15 protein-coding genes and 1 tRNA gene are annotated in these 15,873 nt (G+C 64.3%); 7 read left to right on the forward strand and 9 right to left on the reverse strand.

Translation table 11 applies throughout. The features are described from left to right. Positions 1-22: 22 nt before the first annotated feature. From M1D97_RS10045 to hemA, 9 genes are all read right to left on the reverse strand, one after another. Entirely contained in the window at positions 23-1,093 is a 1,071-nt protein-coding gene (locus M1D97_RS10045) for an ABC transporter substrate-binding protein (protein WP_456267601.1), read from the reverse strand. Positions 1,094-1,157: 64 nt separating this feature from the next. Beyond that, positions 1,158-1,952, reverse strand: a complete 795-nt coding sequence (locus M1D97_RS10050) for an ABC transporter permease (RefSeq protein ID WP_456267602.1) — start codon at positions 1,950-1,952, stop codon at positions 1,158-1,160. A gap of 9 nt (positions 1,953-1,961) precedes the next feature. Then, positions 1,962-2,876, reverse strand: coding sequence for an ABC transporter permease (locus M1D97_RS10055; protein ID WP_456267603.1), 915 nt, complete (start codon positions 2,874-2,876; stop codon positions 1,962-1,964). Beyond that, entirely contained in the window at positions 2,873-4,048 is a 1,176-nt protein-coding gene (locus tag M1D97_RS10060; protein WP_456267604.1) for an ABC transporter ATP-binding protein, read from the reverse strand. Before M1D97_RS10060 ends, M1D97_RS10055 begins: the two co-directional genes overlap by 4 nt. 68 nt (positions 4,049-4,116) lie before the next feature. Then, positions 4,117-5,388 (reverse strand): NAD(P)/FAD-dependent oxidoreductase, encoded by a 1,272-nt coding sequence (locus M1D97_RS10065; protein WP_456267605.1) that lies wholly within the window; start codon positions 5,386-5,388, stop codon positions 4,117-4,119. Between the two features lie 223 nt (positions 5,389-5,611). Next, positions 5,612-6,361: a HesA/MoeB/ThiF family protein gene (locus tag M1D97_RS10070; RefSeq protein ID WP_456267606.1), complete on the reverse strand. Its 750-nt coding sequence runs from the start codon at positions 6,359-6,361 to the stop codon at positions 5,612-5,614. 19 nt (positions 6,362-6,380) lie between these two features. Continuing rightward, positions 6,381-7,247 carry a peptide chain release factor N(5)-glutamine methyltransferase gene (gene prmC / locus M1D97_RS10075; protein ID WP_456270209.1) on the reverse strand — a complete coding sequence of 289 codons (867 nt, stop codon included), beginning with the start codon at positions 7,245-7,247 and terminating at the stop codon, positions 6,381-6,383. 10 nt (positions 7,248-7,257) lie between these two features. Continuing rightward, entirely contained in the window at positions 7,258-8,349 is a 1,092-nt protein-coding gene (gene prfA, locus M1D97_RS10080) for a peptide chain release factor 1 (RefSeq protein ID WP_456267607.1), read from the reverse strand. Further along, a complete protein-coding gene (gene hemA / locus M1D97_RS10085; RefSeq protein ID WP_456267608.1) occupies positions 8,346-9,617 on the reverse strand; it encodes a glutamyl-tRNA reductase in 1,272 nt (423 codons plus the stop codon). Before hemA ends, prfA begins: the two co-directional genes overlap by 4 nt. Positions 9,618-9,882: 265 nt before the next feature. Between hemA and M1D97_RS10090 the strand changes: the two genes are divergently transcribed. The 7 genes from M1D97_RS10090 to pth all read left to right on the forward strand — a co-directional run bounded on the left by M1D97_RS10090 (position 9,883) and on the right by pth (position 15,839). Continuing rightward, the gene (locus M1D97_RS10090) at positions 9,883-11,688 is read left to right on the forward strand and encodes a tetratricopeptide repeat protein (protein WP_456267609.1); all 1,806 of its coding nucleotides are present in this window, start codon (positions 9,883-9,885) and stop codon (positions 11,686-11,688) included. After that, positions 11,685-12,317, forward strand: a complete 633-nt coding sequence (gene lolB / locus M1D97_RS10095; protein ID WP_456267610.1) for a lipoprotein insertase outer membrane protein LolB — start codon at positions 11,685-11,687, stop codon at positions 12,315-12,317. The genes M1D97_RS10090 and lolB overlap by 4 nt, the downstream gene beginning before the upstream one ends. After that, positions 12,314-13,219 (forward strand): 4-(cytidine 5'-diphospho)-2-C-methyl-D-erythritol kinase, encoded by a 906-nt coding sequence (gene ispE / locus M1D97_RS10100; RefSeq protein WP_456267611.1) that lies wholly within the window; start codon positions 12,314-12,316, stop codon positions 13,217-13,219. Before lolB ends, ispE begins: the two co-directional genes overlap by 4 nt. 33 nt (positions 13,220-13,252) lie before the next feature. Then, positions 13,253-13,327, forward strand: a tRNA-Gln gene (locus M1D97_RS10105). A gap of 73 nt (positions 13,328-13,400) precedes the next feature. Then, a complete protein-coding gene (locus tag M1D97_RS10110; RefSeq protein WP_456267612.1) occupies positions 13,401-14,342 on the forward strand; it encodes a ribose-phosphate pyrophosphokinase in 942 nt (313 codons plus the stop codon). A gap of 106 nt (positions 14,343-14,448) precedes the next feature. Next, positions 14,449-15,123 (forward strand): 50S ribosomal protein L25/general stress protein Ctc, encoded by a 675-nt coding sequence (locus M1D97_RS10115; RefSeq protein ID WP_456267613.1) that lies wholly within the window; start codon positions 14,449-14,451, stop codon positions 15,121-15,123. A gap of 128 nt (positions 15,124-15,251) precedes the next feature. Continuing rightward, positions 15,252-15,839 (forward strand): aminoacyl-tRNA hydrolase, encoded by a 588-nt coding sequence (pth, locus tag M1D97_RS10120; RefSeq protein ID WP_456267614.1) that lies wholly within the window; start codon positions 15,252-15,254, stop codon positions 15,837-15,839. Positions 15,840-15,873 lie beyond the last annotated feature (34 nt).

The raw sequence follows: 15,873 nt of genomic DNA on the forward strand, positions 1-15,873 counted from the left end.
CGGGCAGACAGCCCCTGCCCCTTTATCGGGACTGCACCTCATTCCACAGCTGCTGATAGCGCTGCAGATCCTGTCCGGACAGCGTCGGCGTGAATTTAAGCCGCGCCATGTCCTCATCGCTGGGCTGGGATGGCGGCGTCTGCAGCACGTCATCAAGATGCTCGACGGCGGCCTCATTGGGGGTGGAATAGAAGGTGTAGTTGGCAAGCTGCGCGCCGACCTGAGCCTCCAGAATGAAGTTGATGAACTCGTGCGCCAGCTCCGGATGCGGGGCACGCGCCGGAATCGCCATGGAGTCCACCCACAGCTCCGAGCCCTCTTCCGGGATCACGAACTCGGTGTTGGCGTAGCCTTCCGGGTCATCCTCGCGGTACTGGAGATAGTCGCCGTTGTAGGTCACGCCGAGTGCGTTGACCCCGCGCGTGACCTGGCCCAGCACCGGCGTGGAGTCGGTAAAGCCGGTGAAGTTGCGGCGATGCTTGGTCTTGAGCATCAGTCTGGCAGCCTCGACCATGTCCTCCTGCGCGGTGCAGTCATAGGGCTTGCCCAGAAACGCACAGGCCGCCCCGAACATGACCTGGCCATCCTTGAGCATCGAAAACGGCTGATCATCGTTGACCGACTCGTCAAAAATCATCGACCAGCTCGGCCGGGCGTCCGGGAAGGTGTCGGTATCCACGATCAGCCCGGTCGAGCCCCACAGATAGGCGGCGGTGTACTCATTGCCCGGGTCATAGGGCGGATCGACGAAGCGCGCCATGAGGTTGTCCATGTTGGGCAGCTTCGAGCGGTCCAGCGGCTGCAATAGTCCGGCCTCGATCATGCGCGGCACGAAATAGTTCGACGGCATCACGACGTCGTACTGCGACACCCCACCGGCCTGCAGCTTGGAGTACATTTCGCCCAGCGAGCCGTAGTAGTTCTGCACCACCTCAACGTCGTATTTCTCCTCGAACGCCTCGATGATCGCCGGGTCCATGTAGTCGGTCCAGTTGAAGACGTAGAGGCGGTCGGCCGCGCCGGCATGGCCGGAGAACATGACGGCGGCAACAGCACCGGCCAGCAGGGCCGGGCGGGGTGAGAAAAGCGTCATTGGCAGTGTCCCTTCAATGATGGTGATGATTGATTTTGCAGTTTTTATGGTACCGCCGCCCCGCTCAGGCGCGGCGACGGTTGAACAGCAGACTGAGTACGGCCACCAGCGCCACCGAGGCGATCATCAGCGTGGCGATGGCGTTGATCTCCGGCGAAATCCCGCGGCGGATCGCGCCCCAGATATAGATCGGCAGCGTCGCGCTTTCCGGCCCCGCCGTAAAGAAGCTGATGACGAAATCATCCACCGACAGCGTAAACGACAGGAAAAACGCCGACAGCAGCGCCGGCTTGAGCGTGGGCAGAATGAAATGGATCACCCGCTGCGCGGGGCTGGCGTAGAGATCCTTCGCGGCATCAAAGAGCGTGGCATCCAGCCCCACAAAGCGGGAATAGACGATCAGCGCCACAAACGGGATCTGGAAGGTGACATGGGCGATTACCATGGTCGCAAGCCCCGGCGACAGCAGCCCGGTGAGACGATTGATCTGCACGAAAAACGCCATGTCGGCGATGCCGAAGACGATGTCGGGCATCACGATCGGCAGATAGATCAGGATGATCAAAAGCCCGAGTTGGCGGGCACGATGCTTGTAGAGGCCGTAACCGATCATGGCGCCCAGCACGACGGCAATGATGGAGGAGATGACCGCCAGCAGCAGCGTATGGCCGATGGCGCCGATCACCACCTCGTTGCTGACCAGGCGTTCGTACCAGCGCAGTGAAAAGCCACCCCAGCGCGCCGAGGTGTTGATGGCGTTGAACGAAAACACCATCACCACCAAAAGCGGCGCGTAGAGAAAGATCAGTGTCAGCCACCAGAAAACGGCCAGGCCCTTCTTGAATGTCCGGTGTTGCATGCCGCCCTCCTAGATCACCATCTCGGTACCACCGCCCAGGCGGCGACCCAGACGACGCAGTATCACCAGCCCCATGAAGGTGGCCAGCAGCATCAAAAGCGCCCCGGCCGCGCCCAGCGGCCAGTTGGCCGCCTCGCCGAACTGGCTGGCAACCAGATTGCCCAGCATCTGCGAGCGCCCGCCGCCCAGAAGCTCCGGGATGACGTACATGCCAAAGGCCGGAATGGCCACCAGCACCGACCCCGCCAGCAGGCCCGGCAGGGTCTGCGGCAGCACGGCGACAAAAAAGGTGCGCAGCGGCGAGGCGTAAAGATCGCGCGCCGCCTCGATCTGGGCGTGATCGAGCTTTTCAAACGCGGCGTACAGCGGCAGCACCATAAAGGGCAGAAAGTTGTAGACCAGCCCCAGCGTCACCGCGAAGTCGGATGGAAAGAGCCCCATGTTGGGCGCAATCATTCCCAGACGGGCGGCAATGTCCGACAGCGGCGTGCCCGGCGAGAGCAGGTTCATCCAGCCGAAGGCGCGGATGACCTGATTGGTCCAGGACGGTACCACCACCGCCAGCAGCATGATGCCGCGCAGTCGCGGCCGGCACATCGAGATGTGCCAGGCCACCGGATAGGCCACCAGCACCACCAGCCCCAGCGAGATGACAGACTGGAATATCGAGCGCCACAGCGTGTAAAGATTGCCCGGGCTCCAGCCCAGAAAGCCGAAACCGGCCAGATTGCGAAAGGCATCCAGCGTCAGCGGCAGCTGCGGCTGGCCAAAGCCGCCGTTGGTCATGAAGGCCACCGACATCAGATAGGCGCTGGGCAGCACCAGAAAGATGAATATCCACAGCGCCCCCGGCAGCACGGTCATCAATAGATGGCGGGTTTCCCGGCGACGGCGGCGTCGCCAGACCGGATCAACCCGACTCATGCGCCCTCCTCGTCATCGCCGAGCATGATGACGTCTTCCGGGTAGATCTCGACCTTGACCTCATCCCCGACGCGAAACAGGCGCTCGCCGGTGTTGGAGATTTCGGCGATCAGCTCGATGGAGTGCTCGCCACTGCGGTGAGAGAGCCGGTATTCGACGTTGCTGCCGCGATAAAAGCGCTCCACCACCCGGCACATCAGGGCGTTGAGCTGCTTGCCCGGCTCCACGCTCGGCGCTCCGGGCGAGGTCAGCTCCAGCGTTTCCGGACGAATCAGCGCCACCCTGCCGTCGTTTTTGTCCTCGGTTTCCAGCGCCCCGATGGGCGTTTGAACCGTCATGCCCTCTCTTGCCGATATCGAGAAGAGATTGTCATGCCCCATGAAGCGGGCCACGAACAGGTTGGCCGGGCGCTCGTAGACCTCCTGCGGCGTGCCGATCTGCTGGATGACGCCGTCGCTTAACACCGCAATGCGATCGCTCATGACCATCGCCTCTTCCTGGTCATGGGTGACGAACACGAAGGTCATGCCGAGCCGCTTCTGGGTACGCAGCAGCTCGACCTGCAGCTGGCTGCGCAGACCGGCATCGAGTGCCGACAGCGGCTCATCCAGCAACAGCACGTCGGGTTCACAGATCAGCGCGCGGGCCAGCGCGATGCGCTGGCGCTGGCCGCCGGAGAGCTGATCGACACGGCGATCCACCAGCGAGCCAAGCTTGGTGAACTCGGCGATCTCGACCACCTTCTGCTCGCGCTCGGCGCGCACCATGCCGCGCATCTTCAGGCCGAAGGCGATGTTGTCGCGCACCGACAGATGCGGAAACAGCGCATAAGACTGAAACACCGTATTGACGCTGCGCTTGTGGGGCGGCGTGTCGGTGACATCCACCCCGCCGATGGAGAGCGTGCCGGCGCTGGGTTCGTCCAGACCCGCCAGCATGCGCAGCAGTGTCGTCTTGCCGCAGCCGGAAGGCCCCAGCAGGGTAAAGAATTCGCCGGCACGGATATCGAGATCAACGCTTTCCAGCGCCACCACCCCGCCCGGGTACTCCTTGCGAACGCCTTTCAGACTGATGGAGGACGCCTCTCGCGCCGTACCGGCCTCGCTACCCGTGGTGCTCTCGGCTGCTGACAATGGCCCGCCGGGTGCGGCGGTCGGTGCGCGTTCTGCCATCGAACGGGGTCCTCCTGAAGATTGTCTGTCTGTGTTGTTCGGGGATCGAATGTTCGAGCACTTGTCTTCTACAGTCGATCCCTCAATCGATAAAGGGTGGTCGCCAGTACCAGCAGCGGGGTTCGAAACCGCGGGCCGCCGGGAAAGTCGAGGTGCTTCATGCCGGCAAACAGATCAAAGCGCTCGGAGTGCCCGGCGACGGCCTGCGCCATCAGCTGACCGGCCAGCCCCGCCAGCGCCATGCCGTGCCCGGAATAGCCCTGTACAAAGTGGATATTGTGCCCCAGCTGCCCGAAGTGCGGTGCCCGATTGCGCGTGATCGCCACCCGGCCGCCCCAGCGATAGTCGATCGACACGTCTGCCAGTACCGGAAAGAGAGTCTGCATCTTGCGCTGCATCAGCGCGACCAGACCGCGCGGCTCGCGCCCGCTGTAGCTGACCTGACCGCCGTAGAGTAACCGACGATCGCGGGAGAGCCGATAGTAGTCCAGCACAAAATTGGCATCCGAAACAGCATCCCGCTGCGGCAGCGTCTGCGCCATCTGCTGCTCGGTGAGCGCCTCGGTGGCAATGATATAGTTCACCACCGGCATGATCTTGCGCTCGATCGCCGGGAGCAGCCCGCCGAGATAGGCGTTGCCGGCCACCAGCAGATGATCGACGTCGATATAGCCCCGCTCGGTGGCCACCCGTACCGGCGTCCCCCGCGTTACGTCGGTGACGCGGCTGTGTTCAAATATCACGGCGCCGGCGCGCTGGGCAGCACGGGCCAGTCCCAGCGTATAGTTGAGCGGATGCAGATGCCCTGCCTCACGCTCATACAGTCCGCCGGGATAGGCATCGGTGACCACATGGCGTTTGAAGGCATCACCTTCCAGCCACTCGAGCCCCTCGTAGCCGTAGTTCGAGGCCATCTCGTCCCGCCAGGCCTTCATGGCGCGCTCATGCCGCGGCTTGATCGCCGCGTGAAGATACCCGCGGGAATACTCGCAGTCGATGGCGTAACGCGCGATCAGTGATTCGGTCAGCTGCACCGCCTCACGGCTCATGTCCCAGATCTCGCGTGCGGCCTGATGGCCGAGCGATTTTTCGATCACCGACAGCTCGGTGCCCAGCCCCGGCAGAATCTGCCCGCCGCTGCGCCCCGACGCCCCCGCACCGATCTCCCCGGCCTCCAGCAGTGCGACCCGATAGCCCTGCTCGGCCAGATGCAGCGCCGCGCTGCAGCCGGTCACCCCGCCGCCGATGACCGCCACATCAAGACGCTGCGCCCCCTTTAAAGGCGCCGTATTGTCCAGCGTGATGTTGCGGGAGTGGGCATACCAGGAGTGCTCGCTCATCGGGACAGCTCATCAGGCAGATCGGAACAACATTATGGCGGGAAAGCGTACCGGGAAGCCATGAACCGGCGCAGTTGACAGGATCCCGGCCTCGGCCCGGCCCGTCAAAAACGACCCTGTCGGGCGCCACACCACTTTCAGAACAGCCTGCAGCTGACATCCTGCCAACGCAGGTGCATCAAAAAACCGCGCTCGAAGCGCGGCTCTCACGATACGTTCGCCTTTACCGGCGCGACAGGCACACCGGGCAGTGCGGATCGCGCCCCAGCCCGAAATGTCGCCACTGTCCGTTCAGGCCGTCAAAGGTGGAAAGCCCCTGGTGCGGGGTGCCGCAGCCGCTCAGGAGCTTGAGGGCTTCGAGCGCCTGATAGCTGCCGATCATGCCGACCAGTGGGGCAATCACGCCGCTTTCGGCGCAGGTCAGCGGGTCTTCGTCGGCGCTGTCGCCGTACAGGCAGGCGTAGCAGGGCGCGGCCGGGTCGCGCAGGTCAAAAACGGCGAGCTGGCCCGAAAAGCGAATGGCCGCGCCGGAGACCAGCGGCGTGCCGGCTTCCACACAGGCACGGTTGATGGCGTCCCGGCTCTCGAAGCGATCCGTGCAGTCGAGCACGATGTCAGCGTGTTCCACGGCCTGCTGCAATCCTTCCCCCTGCAGCCGCTCGGTCATGACCTGCGTGCGGCAGTGGCGGTTGATGGCCGCGATGCTCTCGGCCGCCGACTGCGCCTTGAAGCTGTCGATGTCCACCTCGCCGTGGGCGATCTGGCGCTGCAGGTTGGAGAGGTCGACCCGGTCATCGTCGGCCAGCGTGAGCGTGCCGACGCCAGCGGCTGCCAGATAGAGCGCCGCCGGCGAGCCCAGCCCGCCCAGGCCGATGATCAGGACATGACTCGCCATCAGGCGTGTCTGCCCCTCGTAATCCAGCTCGTTAAGCATGATCTGACGGCTGTAGCGCAGAAGCTGCTCGTCGTTCATGAAGACTCCGGTACTGCGATCAGGAATTCGGGGTGACACAAGACCACTGCCCCATGGTGACTCGCTCGCGCCCGCCCAGATCATGACAGGTGCTGACGGTCGCATAGCCGGCCTCTATCAGCGCTGTTCTGACAGCGCCGCCCTGCTGATGGCCATGCTCCAGCAGCAGCCAGCCTCCGGGGGTCAGAAAGTCACGGGCCGTTTCGATCAGGTGGCGCAGGTCGGCCATGCCATTGTCCTTCGCCACCAGCGCCGAACGCGGCTCGAAACGCACATCGCCCTGCCCCAGATGCTCATCCAGCTCGTCGATGTAGGGCGGGTTGCTGACGACCAGTTCAAAACGGGCCGAAGCCGACAGGGCCGAGAAGAAATCGCCCTGCTCGAAGCCGGCATTGGTGATGCCCAGGGCCTCGGCATTGTGCTGCGCCAGGGCCACCGCTTCCGCGACGATATCGATGCCCGTAATCCGCCAGCCGGGGCGCTCATTGGCCAGTGCCAGCGCAATGGCACCGCTGCCGGTGCCCAGATCAAGCGCCCGCACGCCGGTGGTCGGCAGGTGCGACAGCGCCTGCTCGACCAGGGTTTCGGTATCGGGGCGCGGAATCAGGGTGTGAGGCGACACGGCCAGCCGCAGGCCGAAGAATTCACGATAGCCCAGCAGCCAGGCGACCGGTTCGCCCTGTGCACGGCGCTCGATCAGGGCGTGGAACTGCTCGAGCTGACCGGGCTCGAGCTCGCGGTCGCCCCAGGTATACAGCCAGGTGGTTGAACGCCCCAGCACGTGGGCCAGCAGCAGCTGGGCATCCAGCCGGGGGGTGGCGGTGTCGTCGGTGGCGTGACGGGCCAGACGGGACATGCCGTCCGCCAGGGCCCGGTCAATACGCATGGCGGTGGCGTCAGCCATTGTCGCCGGTCATGGCCGCCAGCTGGTCGGCCTGATATTCATGCACCAGCGGGTCGATGATGTCATCGAGCGAGCCGGTCACGACATCGCCGAGCTTGTAGAGCGTCAGGTTGATGCGGTGGTCGGTGACCCGGCCCTGCGGGAAGTTGTAGGTGCGGATGCGCTCGCTGCGATCGCCCGACCCGACCAGCGAGCGGCGCGTGTCGGACTGCTGCTGCTGCTGAGCGCTCTCGGCACTCTGCTTGAGACGTGCCGCCAGCAGCGACATGGCGCGAGCGCGGTTCTTGTGCTGGCTGCGCTCGTCCTGGCACTCCACCACGGTGCCGGTCGGCAGGTGGGTGATACGGATCGCCGAGTCGGTGGTGTTGACGTGCTGACCGCCGGCGCCGCTGGCGCGAAAGGTATCCACACGCAGATCGCCTGAGTTGAGCTCGACCTCGGCGACCTCATCGGCCTCGGCCATGACGGCCACCGTGCAGGCCGAGGTGTGGATGCGCCCCTGGGATTCGGTGGCCGGCACCCGCTGTACGCGGTGGACACCGGACTCGAACTTGAGCCGGGCGTAGATGTCGCCGCCGGCCACGCGGGCGATGATCTCCTTGAAACCGCCCTGCTCGCCGTGGCTGGCGCTGACGGTCTCCATCTTCCAGCCGCGGTTTTCGGCGTAGCGTGAATACATGCGAAAAAGATCGCCGGCAAACAGCGCCGCCTCATCGCCGCCGGTGCCGGCGCGGATCTCGAGATAGACGCTGCGCTGATCGTCCGGGTCCTTCGGGATCAGAAGCTGAAGCAGCTGCGGCTCCAGCGTCGCCAGCGTGTCATCGATTTCAGCGATCTCGTCATGGGCCATGGCGCGCATGTCGGGGTCGCTGTCCTCGAGCATCTGACGGGCGCTGTCGCGATCGGCCTCGAGCGAGCGATAGCGTGTCCACTGGCCGACCAGCGCTTCCAGATCGGCGTACTCGCGCGAATAGTTGCGAAACCGGGTCTGATCCCCGATGACCCCCGGGTCGGACAGCAGTCTGGAGAGTTCTTCAAAACGTTCGGCAAAGCCGTCAAGACGGTCTCTGAGCGAGGCCTTCATGGCGATTCCCGGTGCAGCGCGCTGTCGTCGATCAAGAGTTCCTCCGCAGCCTGAATGAGGTCCACCCGCTCGGCACCGGAGGCCGCGCGAATGCGTGACGTCGTGCCATGCAGCAGCCGATTGGTCAGCTGCTGCGTCAATTTCTGGATGACCCGCTCGGGGTCCTGTCCGCGTGCCAGTGCCGCCAGCGCCTCGCTTTCGGCCTCGGCGCGCAGGCGCTCGGCCTGATGGCGGTGCCGCCGGATCAGGTCACCGGCGTTGCGCACCCGGCGCTCGTGCTGCCAGGCCGAGACGTTGGCCAGAATCATCTCTTCGGCCTGGTCGGCGGCGGCCTGACGCGAGCGGCGATTTTCACTGATGACCTCGTTGAGGTCATCGATGCTGTACAGGAAGATGTCGTCAAGTTCGCCCACCTGCGGCTCGATATCCCGCGGGATGGCGATGTCCACCATGAAAATGGGGCGATGCTTGCGCGTTTTCAGCGCCGATTCCACGAGCCCCTTGCCCAGCAGCGGCGTGGGGCTGCCGGTCGAGGAGATCACGATATCGGCGCAGACCAGGGCGTTTTCCAGCTCGTCCAGCCCGATCGCCACGCCGTTGACCTCATCGGCCAGCGTCTGGGCGCGCTCGCGTGTGCGATTGGCCACGATGATGCCCTGAATGCCGGCATCGCGAAGGTGGCGGGCGACCAGCTCGATGGTTTCACCGGCCCCGATCAGAAGCGCCCGGGACTGGCGGATGTCATCGAAGATGCGACCGGCCAGGTTGACCGCGGCGTAGGCCACCGACACCGGGTTTTCGCCGATGCCGGTTTCGGTGCGCACCTGCTTGGCGACGGCAAACGTATGCTGGAAAAGGCGCTCGAGATCACTGCCCAGGGTGTGATGGGTTCTGGCCAGCTGGTAGGCACTCTTGATCTGGCCCAGAATCTGGGGCTCGCCCAGCACCATGGAGTCCAGTCCGCAGGCCACGCGCATGAGATGGCGCGCCGCTTCGCCGTCCCGGTGCCAGTGCGCACAGTGTTCCAGCGACGCCACGGGCAGACGGTGGAAGTGCCCGAGCCACTCGAGGATCAGGCGCTCATCGCCGCCGTCGAGCCGACAATAGATCTCGGTTCGATTGCAGGTCGACAGGATGACGGCCTCTTCGACCTCATCACGCGACGTCAGATCTTCAAGCGCCAGCGCCATCTGACTGGCAGAGAAAGCGACCTGCTCACGAACCTCAAGGGTCGCACTCTTGTGATTGATGCCTAGGGAAAGAAGCATCGTGATACCGTATTAGCTATAACGTTCGTGTAGAACGCTGAAACATGACTAGGTAAGGTGTCCGGTACCCGGGTCTGTCAGGTCAGGTCCGTTATCGGTGATACCGTGCGACGATCGTGCCATGAGCGGCACCGCCGGATGGCCCACTGCCCATGGTGCTCGCACTTCATTGCCGTGCATTCTAACATAGCGCCGGACGCCGTGGGATGTAACGCTTTCATCAGCGTCATAGTCCCGGCAGGGTTCGCCATCAACGAGGACACGGATGCGCCAACGCACACTATGGCTATCGATGGCAGTCCTGCTGCTGCCCTCGGCACTCTGGCCGACTTCTGTCGCAACTGCCGAGTCTCAAACGGCGCCGTCGACATCCCATGACGTCAGCACTCCGACACCGGAGACGCCCGCTCGCGAAGGTTTGGACGGCGCCACCTTCGGGGCACTGCTGGGCGCCGACATTGCCGCCCAGCGCGGCGATACGGGACTGGCCGCCCGCACCTATCTCCAGCAGAGCCAGCGCCACGACGATATCGCGCTGGCCAGGCGCGCCACGCAGATGGCGCGTCTGGCCAACGACCCGCAGCTGGTCGTGGCCGCTGCCAATCACTGGGCAGCGCTGGACAGGGACAGCGCCACCCCCCGACGCATCCTTGCCGCTGCCGCCGCCGAACAGGGCGAGTGGGCCACGGCCATGGCGCTGCTGCTGGAAATCGATGCCAGCGGCCAGGATGCCGGTCTCGAGACGTTTCTGGAAGATGCCGTTACCAGCGGTGCCGGCCCCGAAGAGTTGCTGGCCCCGCTTGAAAGCTACATCACGCGCCATCCCGACCGGCCCCATGCACTGATCACACGCGCCCTGATCCACTCGCTCCAGGGCAATAACGACGCCGCCGGGCGCGACCTTGAGCGCGCGCAGGCACTGGATGCCGATCTGCCGGCGCTATGGCTGGCCCGCAGCCAGATTGCCCTGGATCAGGACAGGGCCGCCGATGCGCTGAAAGCCGCCCGGCGCGGCCATGAGTTTGCTCCGCAGGACAACCGTTTCATTCTGGCCATGGCGCAGGCCAACCTGGCCATGGACGATGTCGACACGGCCGAACAGCAGTTTGACACCCTGATGCAGGACATGCCGGACAATCGTCAGCTGCGCCTGGCACTGGCCCAGCTCTATCTGCGCAACGACCATCCGGACGCCGCCCGGCGGCTGCTGACGCCGGCGCTGGACAGTGACAGCGCCTCTTCCTCCGGCGAGCTTTTCCTGCTGGCAGGGCTTGCCAGCGAACGACTCGATGATATCGACCGGGCGCTGGCGCTGTACGCCCGGGTGCCCGAAGGCGAGCAGTTCATGACGGCGCATGCGCGCGGTGTCCAGCTTCTGGCCGAACACCAGCGCATCGATGACGCTCTGGACTGGCTGCAGGAGCAGGCCGACGCTCACCCCGACCAGTCCGCCGCACTCATGGAGCTTTCACTGTCACTGCTGGATCAGAACGACCAGCGCACGCGCGCCGACCGGCGCCTCGATAGCGCCATCGAACAGCAGGCGCCCGACAATGACGACCTTCTATATATCAGGGCCATTCGGGCCATCGAACACCAGGATCTGGCGGCCATGGAGCGCGACATGCGCACCCTGCTCGAGCGCGATCCCGATAACGTCGATGCGCTCAATGCGCTGGGCTATACGCTGACCGAGCAGACCGACCGCCACGAGGAAGCCCTTGAGCTGATCGAGCGCGCCCACCAGCTGGCGCCGGAGTCGCCGCCGGTCATCGACAGTCTGGGCTGGGTGCACTTTCACCTGGGCCAGCTGGAACGGGCCGTGGCGCTGCTCAAGCAGGCCTACGCCCTGATGCCGGATGAGGAGGTCGCCGCCCACCTGGCCGAAGCGCTCTGGGCCAGCGGTGACAGCGAGCAGGCGCGGCGCATCATTGCCGGTGCCACGACGCGTTTTCGCAGCCACCCCACCATCGATGACCTGCTGAACCGCTATCCGCTGCTGACACCGCTCAGCCCGCTGCCCCAGCCAACGAATTCAACGACTGCCACTTCTGCGGAGAATGACTCATGACATCAGGCACTGCGACCGGTCGCACGCTGCGGCTTCTGACCCTCGCCCTGATCACCCTGCTGGCCGGCTGTGCCACCCAGGCCCCTTCACAAAAGGAAGACCGCTACCCCGGTGACTGGTCTACCCAGCAGTCCCGGCTCGAGGCCCTTGATACCTGGACGGCGGCCGGCAAGGTCGGCATTCGCACGCCGGAAGACAGCCAGAGCGCCAACCTCGACTGGACCCAGCGCGCCGAGCAGTATCGCATCTCGGTCAGCGGCCCCTGGGGCACCGGGCGCAATACGCTGGAAGGGGATGACCGACAGGTCACGCTGACCAACGGTGATGGCACTTTCCGGGCCGCCACGCCCGAGGCGCTGATGGCCCAGCAGATGGGCTGGTCGCTGCCGCTCTCCTCGCTGGTCTACTGGGTGCGCGGGCTACCCGACCCGCGCGGCCCGCACCGCATGAGCGAAGATGATATCGGCTTCCCCGCCACGCTGGATCAGGCCGGCTGGCACATCGACTATCGGGACTGGAGCCGGGCGGACGGCCTGTGGCTGCCGCGCCGTATCGTCATGACCTATGACGATATTCGCACCACTCTGGTCATCAACCGCTGGCAGCCGGGACAGGCAGAACTGCCATGACAGATAACGCCCCGCTGACCCTGCCGGCGCCGGCCAAGCTCAACCGCATGCTGCACATCGTGGGCCGGCGCGACGATGGCTACCACGAGCTGCAGACCCTGTTTCAGTTTCTGGATCATGGCGACACGCTGCATTTTCGCCGGCGCAATGACGACGCCATCACCCTGTCACCGCAGATTGAAGGCGTCAGCACCGACGACAACCTGATCGTTCGTGCCGCCCGCCTTCTACAGGAGACGGTCGATCACCCGCTGCCGGGGGTGGATATCACCCTGGAAAAGAGACTGCCCATGGGCGGCGGTCTGGGTGGCGGCAGCTCCAACGCCGCGACCACCCTGCTGGCGCTGGATCACCTCTGGCAGCTCGAGCTGGGAACGGAGCATCTGGCCACGGCCGGACTGGCACTGGGCGCGGATGTTCCCGTCTTCGTGCGCGGCTTTGCCGCCTGGGGCGAAGGCGTGGGAGAACGGCTGGTGCCGGCACCGCTGGATACGCCCTGGTTTGTGGTGGTTCACCCCGGCACGAGCGTGTCGACGGCCGGGGTCTTCGGCCATCCGCAATTGACACGTGACACCCCCTCGATTAGTATGTCGCGCGCCCTGCAGGGAGGTCATAACGACTGCGAGGCCGTGGCGCGACGACTGGAGCCGGGCATCGGTGAAGTCATTGATCTGCTTCGCCAGTACGGCCCTGCCATGCTGACCGGAACCGGCGCCTGCGTGTTCTGTCCTCTGGAGACCGAGACGTCAGCGCTTGAACTGGAAAGGGAGATACTTTATGGTATCGCCCGGCATGCGTACCCGGAGCGCTGGAGCGTTTTCAGGGCGCGCGGCTGTAACATCTCTCCCCTGCATCAGGCTCTGAACAGGCTTCGGGTACCATCAAGTACCGGAGTATCATGAAGCATCGAGCGTCAGTGCTTGCATCAAGGTTACTGGGGTATAGCCAAGTGGTAAGGCACCGGTTTCTGGTACCGGCATTCCCAGGTTCGAGTCCTGGTACCCCAGCCATCTCTTTTCGATGTCACTCACGTTTGACTTTACACCACCCCGATTTTCTACAAGCGTCCAAAGGTGGCTGCGCGTGTCTAAACTGATGGTCTTCGCGGGGAACGCCAACCCCGAGCTTGCCCGCAAGGTGGCCGAGAGCCTCGATAATCGTCTGGGCCATGCCACGGTCGGTCAGTTCAGCGATGGCGAGATCGCGGTCGAGATCAACGAGAACGTGCGTGGCAAGGACGTTTTTATCCTCCAGTCGACCTGTGCACCGACCAATGACAACCTGATGGAACTCATCCTGATGGTGGATGCCCTGCGTCGGGCCAGTGCCACCCGCATTACCGCCGTGGTCCCCTACTTCGGCTATGCCCGTCAGGATCGCCGCGTGCGTTCGGCCCGCGTGCCGATCTCGGCCAAGGTCGTCGCCGACATGATGGTCAAGGCCGGCGTGGATCGCGTCATGACCATGGATCTGCACGCCGATCAGATTCAGGGCTTTTTCGATGTTCCGGTCGACAACGTCTACGGCTCGCCCATTCTGCTGGATGACATCGAGCGCCAGAACTACGACGACATCGCCATCGTCTCGCCCGATGTGGGCGGCGTCGTGCGAGCCCGCGCCATCGCCAAGCAGCTCAACGCGGATCTGGCCATCATCGACAAGCGGCGCCCGTCGGCCAACCAGGCGCAGGTGATGCATATCATCGGCGACATCAAGGACCGCACCTGTGTGCTGGTCGACGACATGGTCGATACCGCCGGCACGCTGTGCAAGGCTGCCGAAGCGCTCAAGGCGCACGGCGCCCGTCGCGTACTGGCCTACTCGACCCACGCCATCCTGTCGGGCCCGGCAGTCGACAATATTACCAAATCCCAGCTCGATGAGCTGGTAGTGGCTGACACCATCCCGCTGGCCGAGCATGCCCGTCGCAGCGGCAAGATTCGCCAGCTTTCGGTGGCCGGTCTGATCGCCGAGGCGATCCGGCGTGTCAGCAACGAAGAATCCGTCAGCGCGATGTTTCACTGACATCGCGCCGGTACTCACCTTCGCATGATGCGAAGGATTGATAAAACGGCACAGGTCTGGTCGCGGGCCGTGTCGTTTTCGACTTGAACCAATGAGGGTCCAACCCATGAAACATGATTACAAACTGACCGCTGTCGCTCGTACGGCGCTGGGGAAAGGTGCGAGCCGCCGCCTGCGTCGTGCGAACGAACGTGTCGCGGCCATCATCTATGGCGGCACCGCCGAACCGCAGCCGATCGCCATCGACAAGCCGGCCTTTTACAAGGCGCTCGAAGATGAAGCCTTCTTCTCTTCCATCATCAACATCGACATTGATGGCACCACCGAGCAGGTGGTGATTCGTGATCTGCAGCGTCATCCCTACAAGGAGCTGATTACGCACGCCGACTTCATGCGCGTGGATGCCACTCACGAGCTGACCATCACCGTGCCGCTGCACTTTGCCGGCGATGAAGAGTGCAAGGGCGTTCGCGAACAGGACGGTGTCCTGCACGTGCTGGCCAACGACGTGGCCGTCAGCTGCCTGCCGGCCGATCTTCCCGAGTATCTGGAAGTCAACGTGGCCGACATGGATCTGGGCGATACCCTGCACCTGTCCGATATCCCGCTGCCGAAGGGGGTCACCATCGTGGCGCTGACGCACGGTGAAGACCATGACATGGGTATCGTGACCGTCACGCATCCGGATCGCGGCACCGATGACGCCGAAGGTGAAGGCGAGCCGTCCACCGATGTCGATCGCACCGATGCCGACAACGGCGGCGAGGGCGAGCAGGTCTAAAAATAGCGCCTGCCATTCGATGCCTGACGGCCGGTCGGGCCGGGCCATGTGCCCGGGCCGCCCGGCCGTTGTGTTGTATGGCCTGCATGTACCGCAGGGCGTTGTGCTCACACTAGCGAGAACACCTCATGAGCGATATCAAGGCGATCATAGGGCTGGGCAATCCGGGCGCCCAGTACGCGCAGACCCGTCACAATGCCGGCTTCTGGCTGATCGATGCACTGGCCGGACGCTATCACACCACGCTGCGCAGTGAGCGCAAGCTGCTCGGGCATTATGCGCGCGCCACCATCGAGGGGCAGGACATCCACCTGCTGGCCCCCACGACATACATGAACCACAGCGGTCAGTCGATCGGCGCCCTGGCGGCCTTTTACAAGCTGCCGCCCGAATCGCTTCTGGTGGTCCATGACGAGCTGGACCTGCCCCCGGGCCAGGCCCGCTACAAGCAGGGTGGCGGGCATGGCGGCCACAATGGCCTGCGCGATACCCTCAACGCTCTGAGCCAGAACAAAAACTTTCATCGCCTGAGAGTGGGCATCGGCCATCCCGGCAGCGCCAGCCAGGTGGTCAATTATGTCCTGGGATCGCCGGGCAAGAACGAGCGCCGGGCCATCGATGAGGCCATCGACGCATCGCTCGAGACCCTGCCGCTGGCCCTGTCCGGCGACTGGGCGCGCGCCATGAATCAGCTTCACAGCTTCAGCGCCGCCTGACCCTGCCCGGCCATCGCTGCAGGAGCCTTTTGTC

This window comes from Kushneria sp. AK178 (genome assembly GCF_053903105.1).

Bases quoted from the DNA above. Each gene is read 5' to 3' on its own strand.
- prmC (WP_456270209.1), bottom strand. From the start codon at position 7,247: ATGCGTATTGACCGGGCCCTGGCGGACGGCATGTCCCGTCTGGCCCGT.
- M1D97_RS10045 (WP_456267601.1), bottom strand. From the start codon at position 1,093: ATGACGCTTTTCTCACCCCGCCCGGCCCTGCTGGCCGGTGCTGTTGCC.
- M1D97_RS10115 (WP_456267613.1), top strand. From the start codon at position 14,449: ATGAAACATGATTACAAACTGACCGCTGTCGCTCGTACGGCGCTGGGG.
- M1D97_RS10065 (WP_456267605.1), bottom strand. From the start codon at position 5,388: ATGAGCGAGCACTCCTGGTATGCCCACTCCCGCAACATCACGCTGGAC.
- ispE (WP_456267611.1), top strand. From the start codon at position 12,314: ATGACAGATAACGCCCCGCTGACCCTGCCGGCGCCGGCCAAGCTCAAC.
- M1D97_RS10055 (WP_456267603.1), bottom strand. From the start codon at position 2,876: ATGAGTCGGGTTGATCCGGTCTGGCGACGCCGCCGTCGCCGGGAAACC.
- M1D97_RS10090 (WP_456267609.1), top strand. From the start codon at position 9,883: ATGCGCCAACGCACACTATGGCTATCGATGGCAGTCCTGCTGCTGCCC.
- M1D97_RS10060 (WP_456267604.1), bottom strand. From the start codon at position 4,048: ATGGCAGAACGCGCACCGACCGCCGCACCCGGCGGGCCATTGTCAGCA.
- M1D97_RS10050 (WP_456267602.1), bottom strand. From the start codon at position 1,952: ATGCAACACCGGACATTCAAGAAGGGCCTGGCCGTTTTCTGGTGGCTG.
- lolB (WP_456267610.1), top strand. From the start codon at position 11,685: ATGACATCAGGCACTGCGACCGGTCGCACGCTGCGGCTTCTGACCCTC.
- hemA (WP_456267608.1), bottom strand. From the start codon at position 9,617: ATGCTTCTTTCCCTAGGCATCAATCACAAGAGTGCGACCCTTGAGGTT.
- pth (WP_456267614.1), top strand. From the start codon at position 15,252: ATGAGCGATATCAAGGCGATCATAGGGCTGGGCAATCCGGGCGCCCAG.
- prfA (WP_456267607.1), bottom strand. From the start codon at position 8,349: ATGAAGGCCTCGCTCAGAGACCGTCTTGACGGCTTTGCCGAACGTTTT.
- M1D97_RS10070 (WP_456267606.1), bottom strand. From the start codon at position 6,361: ATGAACGACGAGCAGCTTCTGCGCTACAGCCGTCAGATCATGCTTAAC.